The organism is Streptomyces sp. NBC_00454, from assembly GCF_041434015.1.
GTDB lineage: Bacteria > Actinomycetota > Actinomycetes > Streptomycetales > Streptomycetaceae > Streptomyces.
The window spans coordinates 5,780,592-5,792,663 of sequence record NZ_CP107907.1 but is presented as its reverse complement, the minus strand read 5'-3'; the positions used below and the strand labels follow the sequence as shown (position 1 = coordinate 5,792,663).

Below are 12,072 nucleotides of genomic sequence, written 5' to 3'. Positions count from 1 at the left end.
CGCTGAGGTACGTCGCCGCCCGCCTGCCGTGGGCGGCGCCGTACCGCACCGGCCAACCTGGCCATCCTGGGGAGAGCGCAGGCCATCGTGTTCGATTTTCTTGATTCGGGGCAGTACGACCTGCTCGGAGCCTTCTGGGTGACGGTTCAGCTCACCCTCTACTCGGGTGCCGGAGCCCTGGTGTGGGGCACCGCCCTCGCCGGGATGCGGGTCGGCCCTGTCCCGCTGCTGCGGGGCTTCGGCACCACGTACGTCAACGTGGTCCGCAACATCCCGCTGACCCTGATCCTGATCGGCTGCTCGCTGGGGCTCGGCTCGACGCTCACCATCACGCTCGGCGGCGGCACCTTCAAGGAGATCGGCTTCCGGATGGCGGTGCTCGGGCTCGCCGCCTACACCGGCACCTTCGTGTGCGAAGCCCTGCGCTCGGGCATCAACACGGTCCCGGTCGGCCAGGCCGAGGCAGCCCGCGCGCTGGGCCTGAGCTTCTTCCAGGTGCTCACCCTGATCGTGCTCCCCCAGGCCTTCCGGGCGGTCGTCGCACCGCTCGCCAACGTCCTGATCGCCCTCACCAAGAACACCACGGTGGCAGCGGCGATCGGCGTGGCCGAGGCAGCCCTGCTGATGAAGGAGATGAACGAGAACGAGGCCAACGCGCTCTTCGCCATCTTCGGGATCTTCGCCCTGGGCTTCGTCCTTCTGACCCTGCCCACCGGCCTGTTCCTCGGCTGGGTGGCAAAGCGAGTGGCGGTGAAGCGATGACCTCCGTGCTGTACGACGCCCCGGGCCCCAAGGCCAAGGCGCGCAACTGGATCTACACCGGCGTCTTCGTCGTCCTGTGCGCAGCGGCCCTGTGGTGGGTGCTGTCCAAGATGGCGGACAAGAACCAGCTCGACGCCGACAAGTGGAGCATCTTCTTCACCGACGGCCGGGTCTGGACGACGTTCCTGCTGCCCGGCCTCGGAGAGACCCTGCGGGCCGGCGCCCTCGCCATGGTGATCGCCCTGCCGCTGGGCGCACTGCTCGGCATCGGCCGGCTCTCCGACCACGCGTGGGTACGTGCCGCCGTGGGCGTCTGGGTGGAGTTCTTCCGGGCCATCCCCGTGCTGATGCTGATGTTCTTCGGCAACGCCCTGTACCGGATCTACACCGACATCGGCACCGACGTCCGGCCGCTCTACGCAGTGGTCACCGGCCTGGTCCTGTACAACTCCGCGGTCATCGGCGAGATCGTCCGCTCCGGGGTCCAGTCCCTGCCGGGCGGGCAGACCGACGCCGCGAAGGCGATCGGCATGCGCAAGAGCCAGGTGATGGGGTACGTACTGCTCCCGCAGGCCGTCACCGCGATGCTGCCCGCGCTGGTCAGCCAGCTCGTGGTCATCCTCAAGGACACCGCGATCGGCGGCGCGCTGCTGGGCCTGGCCGAGCTGCTGTCGATGAACCGGCAGATCGCGGCGAACTACAGCAACGTCATCGCGTCGCTCGTCGTGATCGCCCTGCTGTACGTCGCGGTGAACTTCGCCCTCACCAGCCTCGCCTCCTGGCTCGAGAAGACGCTGCGGAGGTCGAAGCGGACCACCGACGCGATCGTCCCGATCACCGGGGTCGACGCGGGCGCGGCGGCCTGAGCGAGCCCCCGACGGACTGTCGGCACCCGGCCTGACAGACGGTCAGTACACTGGCGGGACACGTGTGGTGCGGCGGAACTCATCCGCCGCACCACACGGCATTGTCCGGACCGGCGTCACTTGACGCAGGCACCTCCAGTGGGTTGCATACGTTCTGTGATCACATACCGGACACCGGGAGCCACATCATGGACCCGGTGATCGTCGTCGGCGCGGGGCCCGTCGGGCTGTCCATGGCCCTCGCCCTGGCCGGCCAGGGCGTGCCCTGCGTCGTGCTCGACGAGGGACCCGGCAAGGAAGAGCCACGCCCCGCCCGCACCGTCGCCCTCCACGCCGACACCGCCGCCATGGTGCACCGGCTGGGCTGTACGACCCTGCGCGACGAGGGCGCGTACTTCGCCGCCTGGCGCACCATGCGGCGCGGCCGGGACTCCCAGCGGATCACCTTCGAGGACGGGCCGGCCCCGATCCACCTGCCGCAGCACGCCCTGACCCGCGGGCTGCGCGACGCCGCCGCCGCGCACCCCCTGATCCAGCTGGTCACCGAGAGCAGGATCGACGCCCTCGAGCAGGACGGCCACGGGGTCACCGCGCACACCCGCGGCGCCGAAACCACCTGGTGGCGCGGCAGCTTCCTGATCGGCTGCGACGGCGCCCGCTCCACCGTGCGCAAGCTGCTCGGCATCCGCTTCCCCGGCCGCACCGCCGTCGAACGCCACGCCGTGGCCGCGCTGCGCACCGAACTGCCCTGGCCTGGCGAAGCCCTGCTGCACCGCGGGCTGCCCGGCGGGGCCGGCGAGGTCACCGCCCGGCCGCTGCCCGACGGGGTGTACCGGCTGGACTGGCTGCTGCCCCCGCAGGGGGACCTCGTCACCCCCGACGCGCTCGTCACCCTCATCCGCGACACCCTCGCGGTGTGGTGCGGGGGCACGGCTCCCCCGTACGACCTCCTCGACACCGGGGTCCACACCCTGCACCACCGGCTCGCCCGGCGCTGGCGCGACGGCCGCGCCTTCCTCGCCGGGGACGCCGCGCACCTGCTCGGCGCGCTCGGCACCCAGGGCGTCGAAGAGGGGCTGCGGGACGCCGAGAACCTCGCCTGGAAACTGGCCCTGGCCTGGCACCAGGGAGCGTCCGAGGAACTCCTCGACAGCTACGAGGCCGAGCGCCGCAGGGCAGTGGCCGCCCGGCTGCGCGCCGCCGACCAGGCCATGCCCGTGCTGCGCTCCGGGGGCGGACTGCGCACCTTGCTGCCCGGAGCCTCGCGCGCCGCCGAATCCCTCCTCACCGACGGCCACCTGGGACGGGGCCCGCTGGGCGCGGAGCCCGTGTACGCCCCGGCCGTGGCCGTGCGCGAGGTGCCGACGGCCACCGAGCCGGGCGGGCCCGTGCAGAACATCCCGGTGACCGCCCCCGACGGCGCCACGGTGCCGCTGCGCGACCGGCTCGGCCGGGGCCGGCTGCTGGTCGTCCTCGTCGCCCCCGGCACCGGCGTCTGGGACCGGCGCCACTGGCTGGGCGCCGGGCTGATGCCCCGCCTCGCAGCAGCGGTCTCGGCGCTCCCGGTCCGGGCGGAGCTGCTGGTCGCCGACGGGTATCCGGGGGCCGCGGCGCACACCGTGCTCCTCGTACGACCCGACGGGCATCTGGCGGCGACCTTCGCTGGGGTCCGCCCGGCGGAGCTGTACGGGGCCGCGGACGCCGTCCGCCACGGCGCGCCCGAGTCCGCCCCCTCCCCTTCGCCCGCCCCCGCTGTGACGCCCGCCGTCACACCGGTGATCGATTGACCCTCCGGCCCACTCGTGCTTCACTCACGGACATGACCGGCAACGACGTACGCCTGTGGCGGAGGGTCCATATGGACCTGCTCCGCTACGCGGGCTGCGTGTGTCGCCCTTCCTGCTGATTCGCCTTCCTCCGCGCGCCCGCCGAGTGCCGCGCGCCTTCGCGAACCCCCAGGACGGTCACCCTCCATGTCTGCATCTGCACCCGCGTACGCCCCTGCGGCCACGCACTCCCCCGCGTCCACGCACGCCCCGGCTCCTGCCGCCGTCACGGCCGCGGACCTCCTCGCCTTCACCCTGCGCATCGCCTCCGACCCCGAGCTGATCGCCTCCCTCCCCCTCGACCCCGAGGGCCGGACCTGGATCCGGCTCGACGGACCGGGCGGCAGCGAGGCCTGGCTGATCGGCTGGCCGCCGGGCACCGGCACCGGCTGGCACGACCACGCCGAGTCGCGGGGCGCGTTCACCACCGCCCGCGGGCGCCTCACCGAGAACTCCCTGGCGGTCCGCATCCCTTCGGAGGGCTGGCAGTCCCTCTCCCTGGCTCCGGACGTGGACCGCACCCGCAGCCTGGGTGCGGGCACCGGGCGGGCCTTCGGCGAGCACCACGTCCACGAGGTGCTGAACGAGTCCGGGACCGAGCACGCGATCTCGGTCCACGCGTACTACCCGCCGCTCCCGCTGATCCGCCGCTACAGCCGCACCGGCCCGGTGCTCACGCTGGAGCAGGTCGAGCGTCCGGCGGACTGGCAGTGAGCGGCATCGACGCCCTCGTGGACCGGCTGCGCACCACGTACACCCGCGTGGACCCGGCCGAGGCGCACGCCGAGTCCCTGACCGGGGCGCTCCTGGTCGACATCCGCTACCAGGCCCTGCGCGAGCGGGACGGGCTGATCCCGGGCGCCCTGGTGATCGAGCGCAACGAACTGGAATGGCGCCTGGACCCCGAGGGCTCCCACCGCCTCCCCCAGGCCACGGACCACGGGGTCCGCATCGTCGTGATCTGCAACGAGGGCTACGCCTCCACCCTCGCGGCGGCCTCCCTCCACGCGCTGGAGCTCCGCAACGCGACGGACCTGACGGGGGGCTTCCAGGCGTGGCGCGCGGCGGGCCTGCCGGTGACACCGCCGTCTTCTTGAGCCGTGCCGCCGACGGGCGACCCGAAAGGGCCGGTGGGGCCGGATCCGGCCCCACCGGCCCTTTCGGGGCAGGGCCTAGCCCTTCGCGGCCGCCACGTCCACCGGCCGGACCCGCAGGGCCAGTCGGCCCGGGAGCGAGGTCGCGCACAGGGCCAGCAGGCCCGCCCCGGCGACCACCACCCCGTACGCCAGCGGAAGCACCACCGGCGCGGCCACCCCCGTCATGCCCACGCTGAACGCGGTCAGCACCGCCAGCGCGATCCCCGAACCCAGCGCCGCCCCCATCAGGAGCACCGCCAGCGCCTCCACCCGCAGCATCCCCCGCACCTGCCGCCGGGTGGCACCCGTCAGGCGGAGCATCGCGAACTCCCGCAGCCGCTCCCCCGTGGACATCGCCAGCGTGTTCGCCACCGCGATCGCGGTGAAGGCCAGGACCAGGCCCATCGCCAGCAGGTTGATCTCCGCCCCCGCGGCCTGCCGCTCCTCCCGCGCCCCGTCCGCGTCGGCCGCCGACAGCACCGCCACGCCCGGGTACTCCCGTACGGCCGAGGCCAGCGCGTCCCGCCCGGCGGTGCCCGCCACCAGCACGGACGAAGCCAGCGGATCGTCCACGTGCGCGGCCACCAGAGCGTGCGGCAGCGTCACGTCGCCGAAGCCCAGTCCCCGCCCGTACACCGCGGCGACGGTGAGGGTGACCGGCGTTCCGTCGCCCAGGGTCAGCGCCAGCGGGCTCCCCGGCTTCAGCCCCAGCTGGTCGGCGGCCAGTTCGCTGACCGCGACGCTCGCGTCCCCGAAGCCCGTCAGGCTTCCGCCGCTCACGCCCGGGTCCCAGGTCCGGTCCAGGCCGGCCGGGGTCACGCCCTGCGCCGCGTACTTCGTCAGCCCCACCCGCACCGACGTGTTCACGATCTCCGTGACCGCCGAGACCCCGGGGGTCCCGCGGAGCCGCTCGGCCGCGCCGTGGGAGACCCCCGGGCCCCGCCCGGCGAGCACCCACTCGGCCCGCACCCCGTCACGGGCCTGCGCCCGCGCCGCGTCGCCGAGGGTCGGGGTGACGAAGAGCACGGTGCAGGCCATCCCGATCAGCAGCGTGAGCGGGGTGACGGCGGAGGCCATCCGGGTGGCGTTGCCGCGCAGGTTCGCGGTGGCCAGGTGCCCGCCCGGACCGGCCGCGCGCAGCGGTCCGGCGAGCAGCGCGGCCGCGCCCCTGACGATGAACGGGCCCAGCAGCGAGACCGCTCCGGCGAGGACCACGACGGCGAGGAAGGTGACCGGTGTGGACGCCGGCTCGGTGCGCAGCGTGCTCAGCACGGCGACCAGGACCGCTCCGGCGGCCAGCAGCAGCACCCCGGCCACGGTCCGCGCCCACGGCCGGCGCCGCTCGACCGCGGCTTCGGCGAGCGCCTCGGCGGGACGGATCCGGGCGATGCGCCGCGCGGTGATCCGGGCCGCGGCCCAGGCGCCGAGCAGGCTCGCGCCGACGGCGGCGATCATCGGGAAGATCCCGGCGGTGCGCTCCAGGGTGACGGGCACCACCCCGCTGTCCACGAACCGGCCGTGCAGCCAGGCGGCGAGCGGCAGCCCGGCAAGCGCTCCGGCCACCCCGGCGGCCAGGCCGACGAGCAGCGCCTCGCGGCCGATCATGCGGCGCAGCTGGCGGGGCGTGGCGGCGATGGCTCGGAGCAGGGCGAGCTCGCGGTGGCGCTGCTGGATCGACAGGGCGAAGGTTCCGGTGACCACGAGGATCGCCACGAGGAGGGAGGTTCCGCCCATCGCGCCGCCCATGGAGACCAGCTTGATGCGGGCGCCGGCCGCGTCGAGGAACTCCACGGGGCCCCGCTCGTCGCCCGAGGCGACCTGCGCGGTGGTGCCGTGGAGCGCCTGGCGGACCCGGTCCGCGAGTGCTCCGGCATCGACCCCGGGTTCGGGGCGCACCCCGATGGCGCTGACCTGCCCGTCGCGGGCGGCGAGCCGCTGCGCTTCGGCGTCGCTGAAGAACAGTGCGCTCTGGTGCGCCAGGCTGCCGCCGGCCGTGGCGGCGATCCCGCTGACCTTGTACGTACTGGGCTCGCCGGTGGACTGCACGGTGAGCTCCGAGCCGGGCTTCAGGGCCGCGCGGGCGGCGAGTTCGCGGTCGACGACCACCTCGGCGGCGCCCTGGGGGGCCCTGCCCTGGGCGAGCGTGAAGGGGGTGAGCGCGGCCGAGGTCCAGGCGTGCCCGTACGAGGGCTTCGCGCCCGCGCCCTTGACCAGCGCCGCGGCCCGGAAGGTGAGCTCGGGGACGGCCTGCGCCACGCCGGGCACCGCGCGGACGGTGTCCACGGTGACGGCCGGCAGCCAGGCCCGCTCGGCGACGGGCTTGGCCTTGTGCTTCGTCTTGCTCTTGCCCTTCTTCTCCTTGACCGTCGTCCGGTGGACGTTCTGGTCGGCGGAGACGACGACCGGGGCGCCCGCGTAGCGCTCGGTGGCGATCTTTCCGCGGAGTCCCGTCTCCAGGAGGGTGCCGCAGGCGGTGACGAGGGCCGCCGCGCACAACAGGGCGACGAAGGCTCCGAGGAAACCGGCTTTGCGGTCCCTGACGGTCTGGAGTGCGTAGCGCAGCATCATGCGGACAACTCTGCTGCCGGGGCGGCCTCCTGACATTGGAGCACCCCGGCGTCCGTCTCCTGGGGCTAACCCCACCCCGGCGGGGATCGGCGCGGATCGGCGGGATCGGCGCCGATCAGCCCCCCGAGTACCCCGGGTAGCCCAGGTCCTCGCCGTCGAGGTCCTCGGCGCCCTCCGCCTCCAGGGCGCGGCGGACCACCCGCAGGGCCATGCCCTCCGGGTATCCCTTGCGGGCGAGCATCCCGGCGAGCCGCCGGAGCCGCTTGTCGCGCTCCAGGCCCCGGGTGGAGCGGAGCTTGCGCTCCACGAGCTCCCGGGCGGTCTCCTCCTCCTGGTCGGAGTCCAGCTGTTCCAGGGCCTCCTGTACGAGGGTGGGGTCCACCCCTTTGGTCCGCAGCTCCTGGGCGAGCGCCCGGCGGGCCAGGCCCCGGCCGCGGTGCCGGGACTCGACCCAGGCACCGGCGAAGGCGGCGTCGTCGATCAGGCCCACCTCCTCGAACCGGGAGAGGACCTGCTCCGACACCTCCTCGGGGATGTCCCGCTTGGCCAGGGCATCCGCGAGCTGCCGCCGGGTGCGCGGCATCCCGGTGAGCAGACGCAGACAGATCGCCCGCGCCTGCTCCTCGGGGCTCTGGGGCGGCAGCTCCGGACGGTCTTCCCTGCCGCCCTCGGGGCGGCGGCCACCCCGGCCGCCGCCTTCACGGCGGCCTTGCCGACCGCCCGTACGGCGGCCTTCAGCGCCGTCCGCGCCGCCCCTTTCCTGCTCCCACACGGGTCAGCTCTTGGCGACGGCGGCCTTGGCCGTCGTCTTGGCCTTCGAGGCGGGAGCGGGCACGGCCGGGGTCTCGGCGGCGGCGTCCGCGCCGGCCTCGGCGGTGACGGCAGCGTCCTTGCGGACACCGACGCCCAGCTTCTCCTTGATCTTCCGCTCGATCTCGTTGGCGAGGTCGGGGTTGTCCTTGAGGAAGTTGCGGGCGTTCTCCTTGCCCTGGCCGAGCTGGTCGCCCTCGTACGTGTACCAGGCGCCGGCCTTGCGCACGAAGCCGTGCTCCACGCCCATGTCGATCAGGCCGCCCTCGCGGCTGATGCCCTGGCCGTAGAGGATGTCGAACTCGGCCTGCTTGAAGGGCGGCGCGACCTTGTTCTTGACGACCTTGACGCGGGTGCGGTTGCCGACCGCTTCCGTGCCGTCCTTCAGGGTCTCGATGCGCCGGATGTCGAGGCGCACGGAGGCGTAGAACTTCAGCGCGCGGCCACCGGTCGTGGTCTCCGGCGAGCCGAACATCACACCGATCTTCTCGCGGAGCTGGTTGATGAAGATCGCGGTGGTCTTGGACTGGCTGAGCGCACCGGTGATCTTCCGGAGGGCCTGGCTCATCAGACGGGCCTGGAGACCCACGTGCGAGTCGCCCATCTCACCCTCGATTTCCGCGCGCGGCACGAGCGCCGCGACGGAGTCGATGACGATCAGGTCGATCGCACCGGAGCGGACCAGCATGTCCACGATCTCCAGCGCCTGCTCGCCGGTGTCCGGCTGGGACAGGATGAGGTTGTCGGTGTCCACACCGAGGGCCTTGGCGTACTCGGGGTCGAGCGCGTGCTCGGCGTCCACGAAGGCGACGGTGCCGCCGGCCTTCTGCGCGTTGGCCACGGCGTGGAGGGTCAGGGTCGTCTTACCGGAGGACTCCGGTCCGTACACCTCGACCACACGGCCGCGGGGCAGCCCGCCGACGCCGAGCGCGATGTCCAGCGCGGTCGAGCCGGTGGAGATGACCTCGATGGGTTCGTTCGGCTTGTCGCCGAGCCGCATCACGGCACCCTTGCCGAATTGCCGTTCAATCTGTGCGAGCGCGGCGTCGAGAGCCTTCTCGCGGTCGTTGCCTGCCATGGGTTCCACCCGATTTGCTTGAGTCGATCGCTTCACGCCATTGACGCTAACGCCTGCCACTGACAACGCGGTCCGCCGTCCGTTTTGACTGTGGACAACCCATGAGAATGTGTGTTCGATTTCCCTGTCAAGCGCGCCACGCCGAACCCGCCCGCCCCACCCCCGGCTGGCATGATCCAGTGCCATGACAGACACGTTCCAGGCAGGCCAGACGGCGCTCATCGTGCGGATACCCGAGGCGGAGCCCGTGGTCGGCGAGTGGCGGGACCGGCTCGACCACTCCGCCCGGGCCGGGGTTCCCGCACACATCAGCGTCCTCTACCCGTTCCTCGACGAGAGCCGCGTCACCCCCTCCACCCTCGCCGCGCTCGCCGCACTCCTGCACCCCCTGCACGCCTTCGACGTCCGCTTCGAGCGGACCGGCCGCTTCCCCGGGGTCCTCTACCTCACCCCCGAGCCCGGCGACCCGCTAAAGCACCTGACCCTGGCGGTCGCCGAGCGCTGGCCGGAGGCGCCGCCCTACGGCGGCCGGTACCCCGGGGTGGTCCCGCACCTCACCGTGGCCCAGCGGGCCCAGGAGGCGACCCTGGACGCCGTCGAGACCGACCTCCGCGGCCGGCTCCCCTTCACCGCCCGCGTCCGCTCGGTGGACCTGGTGGCCTTCGACGGCACGGCCTGGCGCGAGCACACCTCGTTCGCGCTGCGGGAGCCCCAGGACGAACCGGAGCCGGAGAAGTGACAACCAACGGTTGACACTCATCCGACTGTCAACCTAGGGTTGCACTCATGACGAACCCTTCGGTGGAACCCGTTCGCATGACCAATCCGGTACGCCTCGACGAGCTGATCGAGGCCATCAAGAAGGTCCACACCGACACCCTGGAGCAGCTCAGCGGCGCCGTCGTCGCCGCCGAGGCGCTCGGGGAGGTCGCGGACCACCTCATCGGCCACTTCGTCGACCAGGCCCGCCGCTCCGGCGCCTCCTGGACCGACATCGGCCGCAGCATGGGCGTCACCCGCCAGGCCGCCCAGAAGCGCTTCGTGCCCAAGCCCGACAAGGCCGGGGAGGGCAACGACCTCGACGCCTCGCAGGGCTTCGCCCGTTTCACCCCGCGCGCCCGCAACGTGGTCGTGACCTCCCAGAACGAGGCCCGCTCGGCCTCCAGCAGCGAGATCGGCACCGCGCACCTGGTCCTCGGCCTGCTCGCCGATCCCGAGTCCCTCGCCGCGCTCGCCCTGCGGGCGCAGGGCATCGCCCTGGAGGACGTCCGCGCGGCCGCGACCGCCGCCCTGCCGGCCGCCGCCGCGGAGATGCCCGCGCTCGTCCCCTTCGACGCCGCCGCCAAGAAGGCCCTCGAACTCACCTTCCGCGAGGCCCTGCGCCTGGGCCACGCCTACGTGGGCACCGAGCACATCCTGCTCGCCCTCCTCGAACTCGAGGACGGCGAGGGCCTGCTCACCTCCCTCGGCACCGACAAGGCCGCCACCGAGGCGAGCGTCACCGAAGCCCTGGAATCCGTACTCGGCGCCACCGGGGAGAAGTAGCACCTCCCACGGGACCGTCCCCGTCCTCCGCCACCGCGTACCGCTTCACGTACGCGCCCAGGAAGGCCTGCATCGTGGCGACGGCCGGGATCGCGATGAGCGCCCCGACCGCGCCCAGCAGCGCGGTGCCGGCGATGACCGATCCGAAGGCCACCGCCGGATGGATGTCCACGGTCTTCGCGGTCAGCTTCGGCTGGAGGACGTAGTTCTCGAACTGCTGGTAGACCACCACGAATCCGAGCACGTACAGCGCGTACCAGGGGCTGACCGAGAAGGCCAGCAGCATCGGCAGCGCGCCCGCCAGGTAGGTGCCGATGGTGGGGATGAACTGCGATACGAGCCCCACCCACACCGCGAGCGCGGGCGCGTACGGCACGTCGAGCACCACGAAGCAGATGTAGTGCGCGATCCCGGAGACCAGCGCCATCAGTCCGCGCGAGTAGAGGTAGCCGCCCGTCTTGGTGACGGCGATCTCCCAGGCCCGCAGCACCTCCGACTGCTTCGCCGGCGGGAGTACGGAGCACAGCGCGCGCCGCAACCGCGGCCCGTCGGCGGCGAAGTAGAAGGAGAACAGTCCGATCGTCAGCAGCTTGAAGAGCCCGCCGAGCACGGTGGCGGACACGTCGAGCACCCCGCTGGCACTGTTCTGCACGTACTTCTGGAGCCAGTCGGAGTGCAGCAGGCTGTCCTGGATGTCCAGCCGGGACAGATCCGTGTGGAAGGTGTCGTTGATCGAACCGATCACCGAGTCCAGATAGCCCGGGAACCCTTCCACCAGGTCGACGATCTGCCCGGCGAGCATCGAGCCGAGCAGGACGACGAATCCCGCGGCCGCCACGAACACCCCGAGGAACACCAGGAAGGTGGCGAGCCCGCGGCGCATGCCGCGGGCCGCCATCCTGGCCACGGCGGGTTCGATCGCGAGCGCGAGGAAGAACGCGATCAGGATGTTGACGAGCAGCCCGATCAGCTGGTGGAAGGCCCAGCTGCCGAGCTGGAAGCAGGCCACGAGGGCCAGTACGAGGACCACCGCGCGCGGCAGCCAGCGCGGCATCCGGGTCCCGTCGGGGACCGGGGCGACCGGTGGCACCCCGGGTGGTGCGCCGTCGTCGGCGGGAACCTTCTCGGGTTGCCGGTCGGTCGTCGTCTCATCTGTCGCTGCCACGCCGCCAAGTCTGTCCCACCCGGCCCCCGTACGGGGAACCGCGCGGGTCCGCCGGCGCAGCGGGTCCGTCGCCGCGGCGGGCCAGGCGGCGCAACGGGCCCCTCAGCGCAGCGAGGCCGGCACGTCCATCGCCGAACACACCGCGCGCCACACGTCCTTGGCCTCCCACCCGGCGTCCAGCGCCTCGTGGACCGTGCGGCCCCCGAGTTCCCTCATCACGTGGTCGCGTGCGAAGGACTCCGCGTAGCCCGCGCCGAAGTGCTCGGCCATCCGTTCCCAGAAAATCGTCAACCGCATGCCCCCAGTATCCCGCCCC

Annotated in this window: 13 protein-coding genes; 8 read left to right on the top strand and 5 right to left on the bottom strand. The window is 72.9% G+C overall.

Annotated features, from left to right (window positions below):
- Nucleotides 1–87: 87 nt before the first annotated feature.
- The 6 genes from OHU74_RS26800 to OHU74_RS26775 all read left to right on the top strand — a co-directional run bounded on the left by OHU74_RS26800 (nucleotide 88) and on the right by OHU74_RS26775 (nucleotide 4,551).
- A complete protein-coding gene (locus OHU74_RS26800) occupies nucleotides 88–762 on the top strand; it encodes an ABC transporter permease subunit (protein WP_330298918.1) in 675 nt (224 codons plus the stop codon).
- On the top strand, nucleotides 759–1,628 hold the full coding sequence (locus OHU74_RS26795) for an amino acid ABC transporter permease (protein ID WP_371618211.1): 870 nt from the start codon (nucleotides 759–761) through the stop codon (nucleotides 1,626–1,628). The genes OHU74_RS26800 and OHU74_RS26795 overlap by 4 nt, the downstream gene beginning before the upstream one ends.
- Before the next feature lie 188 nt (nucleotides 1,629–1,816).
- Nucleotides 1,817–3,415: an FAD-dependent monooxygenase gene (locus OHU74_RS26790; RefSeq protein ID WP_371618210.1), complete on the top strand. Its 1,599-nt coding sequence runs from the start codon at nucleotides 1,817–1,819 to the stop codon at nucleotides 3,413–3,415.
- A gap of 32 nt (nucleotides 3,416–3,447) precedes the next feature.
- Nucleotides 3,448–3,534, top strand: a complete 87-nt coding sequence (locus tag OHU74_RS26785; protein ID WP_311318651.1) for a putative leader peptide — start codon at nucleotides 3,448–3,450, stop codon at nucleotides 3,532–3,534.
- Nucleotides 3,535–3,601: 67 nt separating this feature from the next.
- Nucleotides 3,602–4,168, top strand: a complete 567-nt coding sequence (locus OHU74_RS26780) for a cysteine dioxygenase (protein ID WP_371618209.1) — start codon at nucleotides 3,602–3,604, stop codon at nucleotides 4,166–4,168.
- Nucleotides 4,159–4,551: a rhodanese-like domain-containing protein gene (locus OHU74_RS26775; RefSeq protein WP_371619822.1), complete on the top strand. Its 393-nt coding sequence runs from the start codon at nucleotides 4,159–4,161 to the stop codon at nucleotides 4,549–4,551. Before OHU74_RS26780 ends, OHU74_RS26775 begins: the two co-directional genes overlap by 10 nt.
- 75 nt (nucleotides 4,552–4,626) lie before the next feature.
- On the opposite strand, the gene OHU74_RS26770 is transcribed toward OHU74_RS26775, so the two are convergent.
- From OHU74_RS26770 to recA, 3 genes are all read right to left on the bottom strand, one after another.
- A complete protein-coding gene (locus OHU74_RS26770; protein ID WP_371618208.1) occupies nucleotides 4,627–7,158 on the bottom strand; it encodes an FtsX-like permease family protein in 2,532 nt (843 codons plus the stop codon).
- A 115-nt stretch (nucleotides 7,159–7,273) separates the two neighbouring features.
- Nucleotides 7,274–7,930 (bottom strand): recombination regulator RecX, encoded by a 657-nt coding sequence (recX, locus tag OHU74_RS26765; RefSeq protein WP_371618207.1) that lies wholly within the window; start codon nucleotides 7,928–7,930, stop codon nucleotides 7,274–7,276.
- A 3-nt stretch (nucleotides 7,931–7,933) separates the two neighbouring features.
- Nucleotides 7,934–9,046 (bottom strand): recombinase RecA, encoded by a 1,113-nt coding sequence (gene recA / locus OHU74_RS26760; RefSeq protein ID WP_371618206.1) that lies wholly within the window; start codon nucleotides 9,044–9,046, stop codon nucleotides 7,934–7,936.
- A gap of 184 nt (nucleotides 9,047–9,230) precedes the next feature.
- On the opposite strand from recA, the gene OHU74_RS26755 reads away from it, so the two are divergent.
- Together OHU74_RS26755 and OHU74_RS26750 are read left to right on the top strand one after the other, a co-directional pair.
- A complete protein-coding gene (locus OHU74_RS26755) occupies nucleotides 9,231–9,785 on the top strand; it encodes a 2'-5' RNA ligase family protein (RefSeq protein WP_371618205.1) in 555 nt (184 codons plus the stop codon).
- A 47-nt stretch (nucleotides 9,786–9,832) separates the two neighbouring features.
- A complete protein-coding gene (locus tag OHU74_RS26750; protein ID WP_371618204.1) occupies nucleotides 9,833–10,591 on the top strand; it encodes a Clp protease N-terminal domain-containing protein in 759 nt (252 codons plus the stop codon).
- On the opposite strand, the gene OHU74_RS26745 is transcribed toward OHU74_RS26750, so the two are convergent.
- The gene (locus OHU74_RS26745; RefSeq protein WP_330301089.1) at nucleotides 10,545–11,645 is read right to left on the bottom strand and encodes an AI-2E family transporter; all 1,101 of its coding nucleotides are present in this window, start codon (nucleotides 11,643–11,645) and stop codon (nucleotides 10,545–10,547) included. The two genes, OHU74_RS26750 and OHU74_RS26745, sit on opposite strands and share 47 nt — an antisense overlap.
- Nucleotides 11,646–11,858: 213 nt before the next feature.
- Complete coding sequence (locus OHU74_RS26740; protein WP_371618203.1) at nucleotides 11,859–12,053, bottom strand: DUF3046 domain-containing protein; 195 nt, start codon at nucleotides 12,051–12,053, stop codon at nucleotides 11,859–11,861.
- Nucleotides 12,054–12,072 lie beyond the last annotated feature (19 nt).